Here is a 16117-nt window from a genome sequence, read left to right as displayed (position 1 = left end):
GACCCCTCGCTAGGGTCGCAATATGCGTATCGCCACATATAACATCAACGGTATCAAGGCGCGCCTGCCGCGCCTGCTCGAATGGCTTGAAGAAACCAAGCCCGACATCGCCTGCCTGCAGGAAATCAAGACGCAGGATGAGGGCTTTCCGGCGGACGAGTTCGAACGCCTTGGCTATGGCGCGATCTGGCACGGGCAGAAAAGCTTCAACGGCGTTGCGATTTTGGCGCGTAATGCGCAGCCGGTGGAAACGCAGCGCGGCTTGGCGGGCGATCCAGAGGATGAGCAGTCACGTTATCTGGAGGCGGACGTAAATGGCGTGCGGGTCGCCAGTATATACTTGCCCAATGGCAATCCGCAGCCGGGGCCTAAATTCGACTATAAGCTGAAATGGATGCAGCGGCTGCGCGCGCGTGCGGCGGAACTGGCGGTCCTCGAACTACCGGTGGTGCTCGCAGGCGATTATAATGTCATACCGCACGATCACGATATCTGGTCAACCAAGGCGTTGCTCGACGATGCCTTGCGTCAGCCGGAGAGCATCGCGGCCTATCGCACGCTGCTTGCCGATGGCTGGACCGATGCGCTGGCGACGCATTTTCCGCAAGGGCGCGTCTGGACCTATTGGGATTATCAGGCGGGTGCATGGCAGCAGGATCACGGCTTTCGCATCGACCATCTGTTGCTCAGTCCGGTCGCAGCCGACAGGCTGGTAGCTTGCGGCGTCGACAAGGACCATCGCGGGCGAGAAAAAGCGAGCGATCACGCACCGACATGGATCGAACTCGGCGACTAAAACAGAATAGGGGAGGGGAGTTTCTATGAGCAGACAGGCACTTGAGAAGGCTTTTGCCGCATCCGGATTGCCCGGCGCAGTCGCGCTGATCGCCGATCGCGAGGGCGTCCGCCTTGTAGAGGCATTCGGCCATGCAGACTCCACAACCGGTGCGGAAATGGAGGTCAACACGGTCTTCCAGATCGCGTCGATGACAAAGGCGATTGTTTCGGCCGGTGCCATGCAGTTGGTGGAAAGCGGCGTACTCGATCTGGATGCACCCATTGGCGACCTGCTCCCCCAACTGGCGGACCCGCAAGTGCTTACCGGTTTTTCCGACAGTGGCGAACCGCAATTGCGCCCTGCATTGCGCCCGATCACCCTCCGCCACCTGCTGACGCACACGGCGGGGCTCGGCTATTTCTTCATTCGCCCAGAAGTGCTGCGCTATTTCGCTGCGACCGGAATGCCGGCACCTGGATCGCTTGCATCGATCCAGATGCCGCTGTTGTTCGATCCCGGTGAAAATTGGGAATATAGCGTCGCGACGGACTGGGTCGGGCTTGCGGTCGAGGCCGCAACGGGCAAACGGCTCGGTCAATATCTGCAAGCAAACCTGCTTGATCCGCTCGGCATGGCATCCACCGCATTTCTCGATGCTCTCCCCGACGATGCCGCCAAGGTTCATGCCCGCACGCCCGAGGGCGACCTCGCCATCCAGCCGATGTTCCTTGGCGGCGGGGAATTCGAAATGGGCGGTGGCGGCCTGTCGTCGACCGCGCATGATTATGGGCGGTTCGTCCGGATGATGCTGCGCGGCGGCGAATTGGATGGAAACCGCGTACTGGCAGAGGCAACGGTCGCCGAAATGGCGCGCAATCAGGTCGCCCCGCTACGGGCAGGCTATATGGGTTCAGCGATGCCTGATCTTGCCCAACCCTATGACACTTTCCCCGACCAGCACACGGGTTGGGGCCTCGGCTTTCTGATCAATCCGGAGCAGGGGCCTAATGGTCGCGCGCCCGGCAGTCTCGCATGGGCTGGGATATTCAACAGCTATTATTGGATCGATCCGGCAAATGGCGTTGGCGGGGTGATGATGAGCCAGCTCGCTCCCTTTGGAGATGCAGGGGCGCTGGGTTTCTTCGGCGCGCTGGAACGGGCAGCTTACGGGATTGAAGCTTGACAGTTGGTGTTTAATCGCGCGATTAAATCAGCTGATCCGGAGGAGGGATCGATGATGAACGCACCGATCCGCAAGCCTTTACCGCCCTTCGATTACAGCCAGCCCGCTGGCGCAGCTGCCTTTCTGGCACCGGATTCGGTGGCGTGGCGGGTGTACAAAAACCAAATCGCCTTGGGCATTGGCGGGGTTGCGGCGGTGCTGCTCGAATTTGCCGATCCGCGTATCCGATCTGGCGTGTGGGACCATTCGATCTACAAGGTCGATCCCATCGGTCGTTCCGAACGCACCGGCTACGCCGCGATGATTGGCGTTTACGGGCCACAGGCCGCCGCCCGCCGCGTGATCGAAGGCGTCAACCGGATGCACGCAAAGGTGCAAGGCGAAACCCCCGGTGGCATTGCCTATTCAGCGAAGGATCCTGAACTGCTCGACTGGGTCAGCGCGACCGCAGGCTATGGCTTCCTGACCGCCTATGACCGCTTTGTTGCGCCTCTGTCGGTCGAGGATCAAGAGCGCTTCTACCGCGAAGGGACGGCGGTTGCCGAACTTTATGGCGTAGAGAACAAGGTCAACAGCCGCGCCGACTTCTTTGCTATGATGGAGAAACTCGCCCCGCGGTTCGAGCCACACCCGATCAACAAAGAGTTTCTCGATATCATCCAGTCGGGCAAGGCTGCACCGCAAATCCCGCGCTTCCTGCACCGCGCGCTGGCACGCGCTGCCGTGTCGATCCTGCCTCCGCTGGTGCGCGTGCGGCTGGAATTGGGTCGCGAATTTGATCTGACGCTGGCAGACCGACTCGCGATCAAGCTTGTTGCGCGTGCAGCCGAGCGCAAGCACGATCCGGATTCACCGCCCGCAAAAGCCTGTGTACGGATGGGATTGCCAAGCAACTTTCTCTATTTGCGACCGAAAGAGCAGCAACGCTTGCTGAAGGCTAGTGCCTTGGTTGCAGCCTAATACGAATTAGGCGAAATCGGGAAACGCAGTCCGATGCAGCTTTTCGGGATCGATCGCATAATGCGCCGAGAGCGCTCCGATGGCGATATCCTCGAACCGCATCGTTGGCTTCAGATCGCGGCCTTCATATAGCTGGCTCGCCGCAAGGCCGGGCCAGTCGGCGATGATCTTTCCGCCATTGGCCAATCCGCCGCCGAACAGCATGGCGGCAGAGGCCGTTCCGTGGTCGGTGCCGCGCGTACCGTTGACATGGACGGTGCGGCCGAATTCGGTGGCGACGAGGATAAGTGTTTTCGCCCATGCGGGGCCCATTTCGGTGCGCAGCGTATCGATCATCTCATCCACGCCTTTCAACACCGCGCCCAGCCGCCCTTCCTGATTGAAATGCGTGTCCCATCCTGTGGTCTCGACCATTGCGACGCGCGCGCCATCGGCCCCGGCCATCAGGCTGGCAACCAACTTGCCAGCGGCGACGCCACCGCGACCGTTACCCGGATCAATGTCGCCCGCCATCGCTTCGGTCTGCGTCGCGCTTTGCCAAAGTGGCGCGAGTTGAGGGTCTTCGGCATAGAGCATCGCCACCCGCTCCATCAGGGCACTGTCAGCGTCGGGCAGGCGCGAGGGGGCGTAGCTGCCGACTGAAATAGGCCCGCGCAAAGCTGGCGGAATAGCATTGGCCATCGCCAGCGCCTTGCTCTCGCCTTTAGGGAGTAGAGTAAGCAAGCGGTTCATCCAGCCATCGTCGCGGCCATAGGGCCGGATGCCTGCGGTCTCGAGCATGTTCTGCCCGTCGAAATGCGAACGCTCGCGATAGCCCGAGGCGATGGCGTGATAGAAGGCCGCCTGTTTTTGCCCGAACAGTCTGGCGCTCGCCGTCAATTGCGGGTGCAGCGTGAACAGGTCGTTTAGCTTGCTACCGCCCGATGCACTCGCCGCGATTTCGCCCCGCGCACTGGCAAAGGCCGGGTCACCCGTTGGCGCGAGAATCGCGAGCCCGTCTGCCGCGCCGCGCTGGATGATGAAGATGAAACGCCTGTCGGTTTCGGCGGCGGCCAAGGCGATGCGCGGGGCAAGCGCGATGCCTGCGCCGGACAGGCCGGAAAGGATGAGGCGGCGGCGATTGATGATCATGGTCTTATCTCCGCAGGAATTCGGGGGAAACGAGTAGCAACGCGAGGCCTTGCTCGGGGCTTTCGGCGCGGGCGATGTGCTCGGCGGTCATCGGCGACAGTGCGCCGGGCAATATGGTCAAAGCGAGCTTGCGCGCATCGACACGGTTGGCGCTAAGCTTGGCGAAGCGGCCTGCAGTTTCGACCCTGCGCATCAGCCCGGCTGGTCCAGCCCAATCGGTTGCTACGTCTCCATATCCCTTTGGTGATCCCGGCTTCCAGATTGGCTGCCCCATCTGGTTGAACAGCGCTACCGCAGCCTGCTCGCGGCCGGGCATGGACTCGACACCCAATGCGCGTAGTGCTGATACGGCCCATTCCCATGGGGTTTTGAACTTGGTTCCTGTATTTGCCCAGCTTTCGGGAGCCTCGATCAATTTGCGGTACAGCGAGGCAAGATCGCCTCCGGTCCTGAGGAAATCGGTTTCGAGTTTCCGGACCAGCGATGACGGCGGATCGTCGGCAACAAAATGCCGCGCCAGCTTGGTTGCAATGTGCCGTGCGGTTGCCGGATGGGTGGCAAGGTCGGACAATATGGCATCCAGCGCCTTGGCACCATTTTGGGCATAGCTCCGGCCAACGAGGGTGCGCTTGCCAGGTTCGTGCAACGCGTCGACAAATATACCTTCGCCCGGCTTGGTGTCGGTGCCGAGGACGCGCTGCAAACGACGCTCGCCCAACCCGCCAACGGTCAGGCCGGTCATCGCGCGGGCAAATTCGGTGACATCGGCCTGCGAATAGGCCGTCCTGTCGCCCAGCGTGTGGAGTTCCAGAATTTCGCGGGCCAGATTTTCGTTGAGGCCGATTTCGCGGTTGCGGCGCGCGCCGATGCGCTGCGCAAGCGTACTGTTCGGGCCAATTGATTGCGCCTGATCGAGATAGAGCAGCATCGCGGGATGCCAGCTTGCCGCCTTCAACAGGTCGGCAAAGCGCCCGAATATATGCGGGCGGATAGCGTCGAATTCAAAATTGCCAGCAAGGCCAACGGTGACGATCTTGTCGATCGAAATCGCAAAATGGTTTGCCCAGAAATGCACCAGCCGTTCGGCAAATTCCTGTCGCGAGCCGAGTGCGACGCTGAGGCGGGCATCAACCGCCGCGACATATTGGTCGCGTACCGCCTTGCGATAGCTGCTGGATTGCTGCTCGGCGTTGTCAGCACCGTCTTCTTTTGCTGCCTTGCGTTCGCGCTTTTCGATGCGAAGATCCTTGATGGCGGCAATTAGTTCGGACCTGGGCGGCAGCGCAGCAATCGGGGCAGGCTGTGGGTCAAATTTCGACATCTGGTCGATGAGCCAGCGTCTGGGGTTGGCAAGCGGCGCCGCATCGGGCTGCGCACCCAATCCGAAGCGGTTCATGGCAATTGCCGTTTCAACGGCCATCAGGCGTCCTCCTCGATCAAGGATACCCCGAAAATCGCGGGGCCTATTCCCTCAACGGACGAACCTGCAAAACCCTTCGCTTATTATTTGGCCTTCGCGCGCACTCGCCAGATGATGTTGCCGACATCGTCGCTGACCAGCAAAGCCCCGCTCTTGTCGATGGCCAACATGGTCGGGCGGCCCTGTGCCTTTTCCTCCTTGTCGAGGAAACCGGTGAGCACATTCAGCGGCTGGCCGGTCGGAATGCCATTTTTGAACGGCACAAAGATCACATCATAGCCCGATTTGGGAACGCGGTTCCACGAACCGTGGCGGGCGATGAAGGCTCCGCTGGCAAAGGCGCCGCCAAGTTTGGCGCGGTCGGCAAAAACAAGGCCCAGTGGCGCCGTGTGCGTACCCAGTGCATAATCGGGTCGACGTTCATATTCGCGTTTCTCGGGCTTTCCGGGCTGGACCCGGTGGTCGGTATATCCGCCCCAATAATGGTGCGGCCAGCCATAATCCGCACCAAATTCGACGAGTGCCAGATAGTCGGGCACTGTATCCGAACCCAGCATGTCGCGCTCATTGACCACCGTCCAAAGCTGCCCCTGACCGTCCCAATCGAGCCCGACCGGATTGCGCAGGCCCGAGCTGTAGGCACCGCTTTTGCCGGTGACGAGATCGAGTTCGATTACCCGGGCACGACCGATTTCCTGATCAAGACCGTTTTCGGCAATATTGCTGTTCGATCCGACCGCGATGTAGAGTTTTTTGCCATCGGCGCTGGCGGCCAGATTGCGCGTCCAGTGGTTGTTAGGTGCCTTGGCGTTGAGTTCGAGGATCTTGTTACCCTTGGCGGTAATCTTGGTGTCGCCGTCTTTATAGGGAAAGGCCAGCACCGCGTCGGTATTGGCGACGTAGAGAATGTTTCCGATCAGCGCCATGCCGAAGGGTGAATTCAGCCCTTCGAGGAACGTGCTCTTCACCTCTGGCTTGCCGTCGCCATCGGCGTCGCGCAACAGGGTGATGCGGTTGGCCGAAGGCACAGCGGCACCCGCCTTTTCAAACAGTTTTGCCGCAATCCAACCTTCGATGCCCTTCATGCGGTTGGCGGGGGCATTGGTTTCGGCGACAAGCACATCGCCATTGGGCAACACAAAGATGTTGCGCGGATGGTCAAGTCCCTCGGCAAAGCGTTCGACGATCAGGCCTTCGGCAGCGATGGGCGCTTCGCCCGCTTTCCAGCGATCCGCCTCTGCCACCGAAACGGTCGGGATCATCTGCTCGCGCGCTTCGGTGATTTCGGGCTTGGACCCGGTGACCTTGTCGAGCGACAGTTGGGCGACGTCGGGCCGAGTGACATACCAGCCACCGATCCCGAGCAGTACAAGCAGAAATGCCAGGAATCCAAAGATGTGCTTGCGCATGTTAACGCCCTTCCTCTGCACGCTTGCGGTCGAAAACCCAGACCAGGATCGCCAACAGGCAGCCGACCCCAAAGCCGCTGATCATCCCGATCGAAGCCTCGTTCAGGGCGATGCCGACGATCGAGCCGATCAGCAGACCAAAGAACAGGAAAATGCCGCCGCCAAAGCGGGGGCGATCAGATGGGGGCTTGTTGTCCGGATTGTTCATATAGCCGCCTTTGCCACCATATGGGGGGCGGGGGCAAGCCTTCAAGCAGGCGCAATCGCATCTGGAAAAACTGGCTAATGATTCGGTAACCAAGTGCCGGAAGGCTTCCTCCACCGATTGTGGGTAGAAACGGTTTTGCAGGCGGGCCACGCCCCGGTCGGCCTGCCACCCAAACAACAAAGAGGTCGCACTCATATATGTATCTGCCGCTTTACGTTAACGCCCGCGATGTCAGCGAGGCGCAGGCACTAATCGCCCGTTTCGGGTTTGAGGCTGGGCTTGAAGCGGCAGAACGTGCGGAGAAAAGCCGCAATGTCGGCAATCACCTGCACTATTGCCGCTGGCGACAGATTGAGCGGTTGGTGATTTTGCTCAACCTTGAAACCACATTGGGCACGATCCACTGATATTTATTCTCCCCTCCCGCTTGCGGGAGGGGAGAATTTCCTCAATCAGCGCCCTTCCATTTCCTGAACAGAATCCCTAACAGGGCCGCCATGTGGCAGCTCCTGCAATTCCCCCTATGTCCCTTCTCGCGCAAGGTGCGCCTGCAGATGGGCGAAAAGGGCATTGCCTATAGTCTGGTGCGCGAAAACCCGTGGGAGCATCGCGACGAATTTCTCTATATGAACCCTGCCGCGCGCACGCCAGTGCTGGTCGATCCGGCGCGCAACTTGACCTTGTGCGATTCCGTGGCAATCGGCGAGTATATCGAGGAAGTCAGCGACACCGCGCCGATGATCAGCGGTTCTGCCGCCTATCGTGCCGAAATCCGCCGCCTGACAGCCTGGTTTGACCAGCAATTTTACGGCGATGTCACCGCGCCTTTGCTCCATGAACGGATGAAGAAGCGTCTGGTGCACCGCCAGCCGCCTGACAGCACCGTGCTCCGCGAAGCGATGCGGCTGGCGAACGGGCATCTCGATTATATCGACTATCTGATCGATCACCGTGCCTGGATTGCTGGGCCGACGATGAGTATGGCTGATCTTGCGGCTGCCGCGCAAATTTCGGTTGCCGATTATCTGGGCGGGATCGACTGGAGCGGGCACGAGCAGACCAAGAGCTGGTATGCGATGTTCAAAAGCCGCCCGAGTTTCCGGCCTTTGCTGTCCGAGCGGATGGAGGCGATCACGCCCCCACCCTATTATGAACAGGTCGATTTCTAGGCCGAGTTGCTGTCACCCAGCGCGCCGCTCTTGAACAGCGGGATCAGCAAAAAGGCCACAAGCAGCGTGTTCGACACAATGTTGAGCGCGAAGCCGGTCGCATAAGAAATATAGCCGTCGATCACATACCATCCCAGCGTCGCCACCAGCACGGCGCGCCAGAAGGGCGCGGCACTATCGCGGGTCAGGCCGAATATCGCTTTGAACACACCCAACAGGGTCAGCCCCCATCCGATGCTGACTGCTCCCATCAGGCCCAGCGAAAAACGGTGATGTGCATCTGGCTCTGTCGGGAAGGGGTTGCCGAGCAGATCGAATATTGGCCGCACCAACGCATCGGTTGCCGCAAAAGCGCCGCTTGCCAGCGCCACGCCGAAGATGATCACTCCCCACGCCCACAGCTTGAGCCAATTTTGCCAGAAGCTTGTCATAGCATTTCCTTTCCTGTTCGCCTAATCATGTAGCATATGCTACATTAACGTAGCAGTCGCTACAAGCATTAATTGCGCATAAGCAGGCCTGGATGAAATTGAGCAAAACAGACGAACGGCGTTCTGCAATTGTCGACCGACTGGCCGACCATGTGCTGGCGCATGGTTTGGTTGCGGCCAGCTTGCGTCCATTGGCCAAGGCTGCGGGTACCAGCGACCGTATGCTGCTCTATTACTTTTCCGACAAATCCGAATTGCTGGCTGCCACGCTGCAGCGCATCGCCGAACGCATGACTGGGGCGATGGTCGAACAGGTCTCACCCGAACCGTTGCCAATTGAAGCCCTTCAGAAAAGACTGGCGGCCATGCTCTTCGATGATCGCTTCTGGCCCTATATGTGCGTCTGGATCGAGCTGGCGAGCCGAGCAGCAAGACGCGATCCGCTCTACACCCCGATCGCCGCCGCTATCGGACAGGGCTTCCTTGCTTGGGGCGAAGCCCAATTGGCGGCCGAAAACGAAGAGGTGCGCACACGCGATGCAGCCAAATTGCTGATCGCGATAGAGGGCATGGTGCTGGTTCGTGCCATCGGGCTTGGCGAAACGGTGGAACGCAGCCTCAGCTGATCAGGGCTCGTGCTTTGACGCTTTGACCGGCTTGATCATCCCCGGTGTTACAAACCCCATGCCTTCGGGCACCAAAGCCGCCTGTTTGAGTTTGGTTTCCATTGAGCGATATTCCTCCTCCATTTCCGGAGAAACCGTCGCGCGGCTGGCGTTAAGCGCCTGGCTGAAATGGGTCATCCGGACTTCATCGGCATCGCCCCCGCCCTCGCGCAGCGCGAACAGGCCCGCGCGGCGGACCAGATCCTCGAGATCGGCACCGGTATAGCGCTCGGTGCGCTCGGCGATTTCGTCGAGGTCGACATCCTTCCCCAGCGGCATCTTCGCCGTGTGGATGCCCAAAATGCGGCGACGCCCGCCCTTGTCGGGTACCGTGACATAGACCAGTTCGTCGAATCGTCCGGGGCGAAGCAGGGCCGGGTCCATCAGCGTTGGCCGGTTGGTTGCGCCGATCACGACCACCGATTGCAACTCCTCCAGCCCGTCCATTTCGGCGAGCAAAGTGTTGACCACCCGCTCGGTTGCTTGCGGCTCGTTCCCACCACGACCGCGTGCCGGGGCGAGGCTGTCAATCTCGTCGATGAAGATGATCGTCGGTGCGACCTGCCGCGCGCGGGCGAAAAGGCGGGCGATTTGCTGCTCGCTCTCGCCATACCATTTGCTCAGCAGGTCGGACGATTTGGTCGAGATGAAATTGGCCTCGCTCTCGCGCGCCACGGCTTTGGCGAGCAGGGTCTTGCCGGTACCCGGTGGGCCATAGAGCAGGAAGCCCTTGGCCGGGCGAATGCCGAGACGGCGGAAGGCGTCGGGGTTTTTGAGCGGGAGCTCGATCCCCTCCTTCAGCTTCGCCTGCGCCTCGTCGATCCCGCCGACATCTTCCCAGCGGACATTGGGTGACTGCACCATCACCTCGCGCATCGCCGAAGGCTGGACGCGTTTGAGCGCCTCAAGGAAATCGTCGCGCGTGACCTTCAGGTTTTCGAGAACTTCGGCTGGGATCGTGCCGCTCGAAAGGTCAAGCTTGGGCATGATCCGTCGCACGGCCTCGATCGCTGCCTCGCGGCTGAGCGCATTGAGATCAGCTCCGACAAAGCCGTAGGTCGTGCGCGCCAGTTCGCGCAACGAGACCTTGGCATCGAGCGGCATGCCGCGTGTGTGGATGGCAAGGATTTCGCGCCGACCGCTTTCGTCAGGAACGCCGACGATGATTTCGCGGTCGAAACGGCCCGGACGGCGCAGCGCTTCGTCAATCGCTTCGGGCCTGTTGGTGGCCGCAATTACGACCAGATTGGTTCGCGGTTCCAACCCGTCCATCAGCGTCAGCAACTGCGCGACCAGCCGCTTCTCCGCCTCACCATGCACCTTGTCGCGCGACGGGGCGATCGAATCGATCTCGTCGATAAACAGGATCGAGGGCGCGGCCTTGGTCGCTGCTGCAAAAATCTCCCGCAGTTTCTTCTCGGATTCGCCATAAGCCGACCCCATGATTTCTGGGCCGTTGATGACGAAGAACTCCGCCTCGCTCTCATTGGCGACAGCGCGGGCGAGGCGCGTCTTGCCTGTTCCCGGCGGGCCATGCAGCAACACGCCGCGCGGTGGATCGACCCCCAGCCGGGTGAACAGTTCGGGATAGCGCAAAGGCAGCTCGACCATTTCGCGGAGCTGGCGGATGGTGTCGCCCATGCCGCCAATATCGTCATAGGTCACATCGGCGCGACGCACATCGCCATCGTGGCTGTATTCGGCGCGCAGTTCGACTTCGGTATCCTGATCGATGTGGACGATGCCTTTGGGCATGGTCGACAAGACCGTAAGGCGGATTTCGGCGAGGGCAAAGGCAGGTGCGGCCAGCATTTGTGCCAGTTGCGGCGGCATATTTTCGGGCGCAACGCGCTGCTGGCCATGCGTTGCGACGACATCGCCGGCAACCAGTGCGCGACCGATGAAATTGCGTTTCAGCGCATCACCCGGGCCTTCGAGCCGGATTTCGGGTTGGGCGGGCGCAAAAACCACGCGCTTGGCCGCAATCGATTTGGTTTTCTTAACTTCGACATGATCGCCCGCCCCGGAACCTGCGTTGGCGCGCTGCAGGCCATCCAGTCGTATCACTTCCAGCCCTTCGTCCTCGGGATAAGGATCAAATGCCCTTGCGACGGTCGTGCGTTTGCCTGCAATCTCGATCACATCGCCTTGCTGCAGGCCATGTTCGGCCATGAACTCGCGCGACAGGCGGGCGAGGCCGCGCCCCGAATCCTCGGGCCGGGCGTTGGCAACCTGAAGTTTGCTGTTTTTCTGCTTTGCCATATTCGACACCTTTGACCCAAGCGCTTGATTTTCAAGATAGGGTGGAGGGCCGGACGGGGCAACGGGCAAAAAAAAGGCCGGGGATGAACCCGGCCTTGGAAAGTCTTACTTTAGGAGAGGATGCCTGTAAGGCCTCACCTTTATGTGACTCGCTCATTTTTTGTGCAAGTGCGAAGAAAACAATCGGGGTTGCAATTTTTGCAATCCGAATTAGCTTTCAACTCAACGAAAACAGGCAAAATTCTGAAGAGGATGAAAACGCCCTTCATTTTTGCGCCGCACAATTAAGTGAGACCTCCCCAAATGCGCCGATTGCCGCCGCTGCGTTCGCTCGAAGCTTTTGTCCGGATAGCCAAATTGGGCTCCGCCAAGGCTGCCGCATCCGAAATGGCGCTGTCGCCGCCCGCCTTGAGTCGGCGAATCAAAGCGCTCGAAGATTTCATGGGCAAACCGCTTTTTGAACGAAAGGCGCAGGCGATGATCCTGAATGCCGATGGCAATGCCCTGCTGAAAGCGATCGAGCCCGCGCTGGAGGCGATGGCCGATGCTGTCGAGGAATTGTCTGGCCAGGGCGGCGAATATCGGCTTCGGCTGGGCGTACTGCCACTGTTCGGTTCGCAACGCCTCATCCCAAAGCTGCCCGAGTTGCGGAAACTGTTTCCCAAGTTGCACATCGACGTCGACACCTCGGCGCACGCAGAAAATTTGCTTGGCGACGTTGTCGATGCAGCGATCATCATCGCTGACCAGGTCGATCCGCGCCTCTACGCTGTCCGGCTTGATCGCAACAATGTCTATGCCATCGCCTCGGAGGATATGGCCAAGGACCATAATCTGAAAAAACCTGCCGATCTGAAGGATCAGACCGTGCTGGTGCACAGCGACATGCCACTGATCTTCAACGCCTGGCGCGATGCCGTGGGGGAACCGCGGCTGAAGCCTGCAGCGATCGATCATATCGACAGCGGCCCGTTGATGCTCGAAGCTGCTGCCAACGGGCTGGGCGTGGCGATCATGCACGGCAGCCATTTTTCAGATGCCAAGGATCCGCGGCTTGTTCGCCTTTTTGATACCGAAGTCGAAAGCCCGTACAGCTATTGGTTTGTCTGCCGCCCGCGCGCGCTGAAGCAGCGCGCTGTCCGAATCTTTCACGACTGGCTTCTGAAGTCCGGCGTGTAAAACAAAAGGCCGAGGGTTGGGGTGGTGTGAACCCCGCCCTCGGCAGGATGTTGGCATAGGGAGATCCATGCCAACCGGGTCGCAACGCCCGATTGGCAGGTGAATGGGAATGCGTAGCGTGATGGGCGTCACGCTTTCCAATTAGTCCGATTCAATTTTCAGTCAGTTACGCGGCTATCGCCAAACCGCCGTCGCATGGGCCAGGCTGTTTTGCTCATGCGCGTTTGCATGTTCTACGATCCAGCGTATCCGCTCCAGTTCGCGTATAGCCAAGGGTTCTGGAAACTTCACGCCACAGCGATTGCCACGGACCCAGGCGACGATACCCATTGCCTCGATCCGCTCGACACGGATCAGCACTGTCGCACCAACGCGAGGCGGCCCGCCGAGCTGCAACCGACAGCCGGTGCGGGAGATATTTTCCAGCCTGCAGCGCTCGGATCGTTCGGGCAGCACCATACCGGCGTCGATTTCCGTCGCCAGCCGCGCCATTTTGCGATTGCCCAATTTGCCGAAGGATCGGGGATTCATCATCGCATGCCCGATAGCATCGTGGCGGTGAAGAATTAGTTAGGCTGTCGGTTTTTGTCGGCGAACAAATCAGGGCAGAGGCAGTCCCTGTTCGGTGGCGGCTTTTAGCCTTACCCCAAAATAAATGGGCGCTGGTATTGCTACCAGCGCCCACTGCGCCTGATCTTGGAAGTCCTTGGCCACTAGGGCCATTCTTTCCGCTTTCCGGCGTCCGGCTCGCTGGCGGCCCCGAAGGGTCGCCAGTTTGCCTGACTGCTTTCGGTATCCTGCCCGGCGTTGGCTTTTGGCGGTGAGGCCTTGGCCCGCACATGGCGTTCGTTGTCCGGCAGCAACCTCTGCTTTCCTGCTTCTTCCACTTTCGCTTCTGAAACGCTCTGGCGAGGTGTCTGACAGTTCCTTCGTTCCGCTCTGCTTCCCGTTTCCGTTCCGCTTCGCTTTCCGGCTTCCCTGCCTGACAAGTTCAAACTCTCATCGAAGACCGAGTCGGGCAACGGGAATCTTGCGACTTATCCACAGGGCGAGGGGTTTGCGGTGGACAAAATGGAGAACAAGAAGAAGCGTGTCGTGGCCGCGACATAATCCATCGCCTGTGCGACATTAAGCCACAAACGAATACGGCCTCCACGCTGTGCATGAAGGCCGTTCGTATCGACGGGCGGGCGGGGGAGAGGAGGAGGAGAGTGCCCGGCCCATCAATGTCTCGAAAGTTTCGCTTTCGTTGAGAGCTATTTGGCGATTGGCGGTTCATTGTGCAATTGCGAAAAGAAAAAGGTCAGTTGCAAAGAATGCAACTGACCTCAAATTGTGCCCTTTGCACTTTGCCTATCAGGCGGCCATGGCCTGCCACATCGTCATCACAAGCGCGAAACCGCGCGCATCGCCGGTGGTGGTGCCTTCCATCCGGTTCATAACATAGGAAAAGGTCGTTTGTGCATCCATGTCGATGATGGCAATCGAGCCGCCATAGCCGCCCCAATAACAGCTATTGGGATTGGGCAGCGGCACCATCCCGCCGGGCAGGCCAAAGCCCATGCCGAAGCGGACAGGAATGCCCAGAATCAGGTCTGTGCCTTCGACTTGACATTCGAGCGCTCGGCGGCAACCGGCTTCGGAAAGGAAACGTTTGCCTTTCGCGACACCGCCATTGGCCAATATGGCATGGATTTCTGCGACTGAACGCGCATTACCCGTTCCACCAGCCGCCGGGATCTCGGCGCCGCGCCATGCACGCTTGGCAGTTTCGCCAACATCAATGCCCGGATTGGTCGCCATATTGCTTTGCAGTTCTGAACTGGCCTGCGCAGCGACAGCAACCGGAGGCGGAACCAGTTCGGCGACACGGGCGTCCTCGCTCGCGGGCAGGCCAATATGGAAGTCAGCACCCAGCGGCTCAGCGATTTCTTCGCGGAACACGGTGCCGACAGTCTTGCCTGTCGCCCGCCGGATCACTTCGCCCACCAGATAGCCTTGGGTCAGCGCGTGATAGCCTGGAGCTGTCCCCGGTTCCCAGAAAGGCGCCTGACGCGCAAGCAGGTCGGTGCATTTGAACCAGTCGTACAGGTCTTCACGCTGCAGCGGCTCCTTCCAGCCTGAAAGTCCTGCCGAATGGCTCAGCAACTGGGCGATCGTGACATCGGCTTTGCCTTCGCTGGCAAATTCGGGCCAATATTTCGTAACCTTGTCATGCAGGTCGAAAACGCCGCGGTCGGCCAGCAGCAATGCGGTGAGCGCAGTCATCGTTTTGGTCGTGGAATAGACATTGACGATGGTGTCGCGTTCCCAGTCGCGTGATTTGGCAGGATCGGCATGACCACCCCAGATATCGACGACGGTTTCACCGCCCTGCGTAGCGCAGAAGGATGCGCCGAGATCGGCTCCGCTGGCCAGACTTGCCGCCATGACGGACTTTACGCCCGCAAAACGGTCGTGCGTCGTACCGTGGACGGTCACGCGTCGATGCTCGGCGATCCGATATTGGCATGCGCGACGCCGCCGTCGACGGTGATCGTATCGCCGACGACATAGTTGCCAGCATCCGAGGCGAGATAGATCGCGGCAGCGGCCATATCCTCGGCGATGCCAATGCGTTTGTTCGGGATACCATTTGCTACGGCATCGCCATGGTCGCGGGCTGCTTTGTTCATGTCCGACGCAAAGGCACCCGGTGCAATTGCGGAAACGTTGATCTGGTCCTGCACCAGCCGCGCTGCCATGCGCTTAGTGAGATAAAGGATCGCCGATTTGGAGGCGTGATAGCTATAGGTTTCCCACGGGTTGAGGCGAATACCATCGATCGAACCAATATTGATGACCTTCGCTGGATGTGCCTTTGTCGCTGCCGCCTTGAGCAGCGGATAAAATGCCTGCGTCAGGAAGAAGGGGCCCTTGACGTTCAGGTCCATGACCTTGTCCCAACCGGCTTCCGGAAAGTCTTCAAACGGCGCACCCCATGCGGCACCCGCATTGTTGACCAGAATGTCGAGCTTTGATTCGCGTTCGGCGAATGCAGCCGCCAGCGCCTTGCAGCCCTCGACGGTCGAAACGTCCATGGGAAGCGGGATGCAGTTGGGGCCCAGTTCGGCAGCCGTCGCTTCACAGGCATCGGCCTTGCGTGAACTGATATAGACCTTGGCACCCGCCGCGATGAAGCCTTCGGCCATGTGGCGACCCAGATTTTTGGAACCGCCGGTGACGAGCGCGACGCGACCTTCAAGGCTGAAAAGTTTCTGCAAGTCCATGTTGTTCTCCTTTGAATCCCCCTCCCGCTTGCGGGAGGGGTTAGGGGAGGGGG

At 59.9% G+C, this 16117-nt stretch carries 16 protein-coding genes; 7 read left to right on the top strand and 9 right to left on the bottom strand.

Going from position 1 to position 16117, the window contains the following annotated elements; translation table 11 throughout:
* Positions 1-22 precede the first annotated feature (22 nt).
* Genes xth through ABL922_RS08705 form a run of 3 tightly spaced genes read left to right on the top strand, consistent with a single transcriptional unit; the run spans position 23 to position 2921 of the window.
* The gene (gene xth, locus ABL922_RS08715; protein WP_349023826.1) at positions 23-796 is read left to right on the top strand and encodes an exodeoxyribonuclease III; all 774 of its coding nucleotides are present in this window, start codon (positions 23-25) and stop codon (positions 794-796) included.
* 25 nt (positions 797-821) lie between these two features.
* Positions 822-1961 carry a serine hydrolase domain-containing protein gene (locus tag ABL922_RS08710; protein ID WP_349023825.1) on the top strand — a complete coding sequence of 380 codons (1140 nt, stop codon included), beginning with the start codon at positions 822-824 and terminating at the stop codon, positions 1959-1961.
* A gap of 51 nt (positions 1962-2012) precedes the next feature.
* A complete protein-coding gene (locus ABL922_RS08705) occupies positions 2013-2921 on the top strand; it encodes an oxygenase MpaB family protein (protein WP_349023824.1) in 909 nt (302 codons plus the stop codon).
* Positions 2922-2927: 6 nt separating this feature from the next.
* Here ABL922_RS08705 and ABL922_RS08700 read toward each other — a convergent pair whose 3' ends face one another.
* The 4 genes from ABL922_RS08700 to ABL922_RS08685 all read right to left on the bottom strand — a co-directional run bounded on the left by ABL922_RS08700 (position 2928) and on the right by ABL922_RS08685 (position 7089).
* Positions 2928-4052 carry a DUF1501 domain-containing protein gene (locus ABL922_RS08700; protein WP_349023823.1) on the bottom strand — a complete coding sequence of 375 codons (1125 nt, stop codon included), beginning with the start codon at positions 4050-4052 and terminating at the stop codon, positions 2928-2930.
* 4 nt (positions 4053-4056) lie between these two features.
* Complete coding sequence (locus ABL922_RS08695) at positions 4057-5472, bottom strand: DUF1800 domain-containing protein (RefSeq protein ID WP_349023822.1); 1416 nt, start codon at positions 5470-5472, stop codon at positions 4057-4059.
* Positions 5473-5555: 83 nt separating this feature from the next.
* Positions 5556-6881 carry a sorbosone dehydrogenase family protein gene (locus tag ABL922_RS08690; RefSeq protein WP_349023821.1) on the bottom strand — a complete coding sequence of 442 codons (1326 nt, stop codon included), beginning with the start codon at positions 6879-6881 and terminating at the stop codon, positions 5556-5558.
* Between the two features lies 1 nt (position 6882).
* A complete protein-coding gene (locus tag ABL922_RS08685; RefSeq protein ID WP_349023820.1) occupies positions 6883-7089 on the bottom strand; it encodes a hypothetical protein in 207 nt (68 codons plus the stop codon).
* 197 nt (positions 7090-7286) lie between these two features.
* Here ABL922_RS08685 and ABL922_RS08680 point away from each other — a divergent pair, with 197 nt between their 5' ends.
* Positions 7287-7496, top strand: a complete 210-nt coding sequence (locus ABL922_RS08680; RefSeq protein WP_349023819.1) for a hypothetical protein — start codon at positions 7287-7289, stop codon at positions 7494-7496.
* Between the two features lie 90 nt (positions 7497-7586).
* The gene (locus tag ABL922_RS08675; RefSeq protein WP_349023818.1) at positions 7587-8258 is read left to right on the top strand and encodes a glutathione S-transferase family protein; all 672 of its coding nucleotides are present in this window, start codon (positions 7587-7589) and stop codon (positions 8256-8258) included.
* On the opposite strand, the gene ABL922_RS08670 is transcribed toward ABL922_RS08675, so the two are convergent.
* Positions 8255-8689: a hypothetical protein gene (locus tag ABL922_RS08670; protein ID WP_349023817.1), complete on the bottom strand. Its 435-nt coding sequence runs from the start codon at positions 8687-8689 to the stop codon at positions 8255-8257. The genes ABL922_RS08675 and ABL922_RS08670 overlap by 4 nt on opposite strands.
* Before the next feature lie 92 nt (positions 8690-8781).
* Here ABL922_RS08670 and ABL922_RS08665 point away from each other — a divergent pair, with 92 nt between their 5' ends.
* Positions 8782-9315, top strand: coding sequence for a TetR/AcrR family transcriptional regulator (locus tag ABL922_RS08665; protein WP_349023816.1), 534 nt, complete (start codon positions 8782-8784; stop codon positions 9313-9315).
* On the opposite strand, the gene ABL922_RS08660 is transcribed toward ABL922_RS08665, so the two are convergent.
* Positions 9316-11616: a CDC48 family AAA ATPase gene (locus tag ABL922_RS08660; protein ID WP_349023815.1), complete on the bottom strand. Its 2301-nt coding sequence runs from the start codon at positions 11614-11616 to the stop codon at positions 9316-9318.
* 303 nt (positions 11617-11919) lie between these two features.
* Between ABL922_RS08660 and ABL922_RS08655 the strand changes: the two genes are divergently transcribed.
* Positions 11920-12795 carry a LysR substrate-binding domain-containing protein gene (locus ABL922_RS08655; protein ID WP_349023814.1) on the top strand — a complete coding sequence of 292 codons (876 nt, stop codon included), beginning with the start codon at positions 11920-11922 and terminating at the stop codon, positions 12793-12795.
* A gap of 174 nt (positions 12796-12969) precedes the next feature.
* Here the strand turns inward: ABL922_RS08655 and ABL922_RS08650 are convergent, their stop codons facing one another.
* From ABL922_RS08650 to ABL922_RS08640, 3 genes are all read right to left on the bottom strand, one after another.
* Positions 12970-13302: a PilZ domain-containing protein gene (locus ABL922_RS08650; protein ID WP_349023813.1), complete on the bottom strand. Its 333-nt coding sequence runs from the start codon at positions 13300-13302 to the stop codon at positions 12970-12972.
* An 849-nt stretch (positions 13303-14151) separates the two neighbouring features.
* Positions 14152-15276: a serine hydrolase domain-containing protein gene (locus tag ABL922_RS08645; protein ID WP_349023812.1), complete on the bottom strand. Its 1125-nt coding sequence runs from the start codon at positions 15274-15276 to the stop codon at positions 14152-14154.
* A complete protein-coding gene (locus tag ABL922_RS08640; protein WP_349023811.1) occupies positions 15273-16064 on the bottom strand; it encodes an SDR family oxidoreductase in 792 nt (263 codons plus the stop codon). The genes ABL922_RS08645 and ABL922_RS08640 overlap by 4 nt, the downstream gene beginning before the upstream one ends.
* Positions 16065-16117: the final 53 nt, after the last annotated feature.

The organism is Sphingorhabdus sp., from assembly GCF_040079335.1.
In the GTDB taxonomy this organism is placed as follows: Bacteria; Pseudomonadota; Alphaproteobacteria; order Sphingomonadales; family Sphingomonadaceae; genus Sphingorhabdus_B.
The sequence above is the reverse complement of the archived record's forward strand: the minus strand, read 5'-3'. Positions and strand labels throughout refer to the sequence as shown.

Coding starts and splice junctions, on each gene's coding strand:
- xth (WP_349023826.1), top strand. CDS start 23: ATGCGTATCGCCACATATAACATCAACGGTATCAAGGCGCGCCTGCCG.
- ABL922_RS08710 (WP_349023825.1), top strand. CDS start 822: ATGAGCAGACAGGCACTTGAGAAGGCTTTTGCCGCATCCGGATTGCCC.
- ABL922_RS08705 (WP_349023824.1), top strand. CDS start 2,013: ATGATGAACGCACCGATCCGCAAGCCTTTACCGCCCTTCGATTACAGC.
- ABL922_RS08700 (WP_349023823.1), bottom strand. CDS start 4,052: ATGATCATCAATCGCCGCCGCCTCATCCTTTCCGGCCTGTCCGGCGCA.
- ABL922_RS08695 (WP_349023822.1), bottom strand. CDS start 5,472: ATGGCCGTTGAAACGGCAATTGCCATGAACCGCTTCGGATTGGGTGCG.
- ABL922_RS08690 (WP_349023821.1), bottom strand. CDS start 6,881: ATGCGCAAGCACATCTTTGGATTCCTGGCATTTCTGCTTGTACTGCTC.
- ABL922_RS08685 (WP_349023820.1), bottom strand. CDS start 7,089: ATGAACAATCCGGACAACAAGCCCCCATCTGATCGCCCCCGCTTTGGC.
- ABL922_RS08680 (WP_349023819.1), top strand. CDS start 7,287: ATGTATCTGCCGCTTTACGTTAACGCCCGCGATGTCAGCGAGGCGCAG.
- ABL922_RS08675 (WP_349023818.1), top strand. CDS start 7,587: ATGTGGCAGCTCCTGCAATTCCCCCTATGTCCCTTCTCGCGCAAGGTG.
- ABL922_RS08670 (WP_349023817.1), bottom strand. CDS start 8,689: ATGACAAGCTTCTGGCAAAATTGGCTCAAGCTGTGGGCGTGGGGAGTG.
- ABL922_RS08665 (WP_349023816.1), top strand. CDS start 8,782: ATGAAATTGAGCAAAACAGACGAACGGCGTTCTGCAATTGTCGACCGA.
- ABL922_RS08660 (WP_349023815.1), bottom strand. CDS start 11,616: ATGGCAAAGCAGAAAAACAGCAAACTTCAGGTTGCCAACGCCCGGCCC.
- ABL922_RS08655 (WP_349023814.1), top strand. CDS start 11,920: ATGCGCCGATTGCCGCCGCTGCGTTCGCTCGAAGCTTTTGTCCGGATA.
- ABL922_RS08640 (WP_349023811.1), bottom strand. CDS start 16,064: ATGGACTTGCAGAAACTTTTCAGCCTTGAAGGTCGCGTCGCGCTCGTC.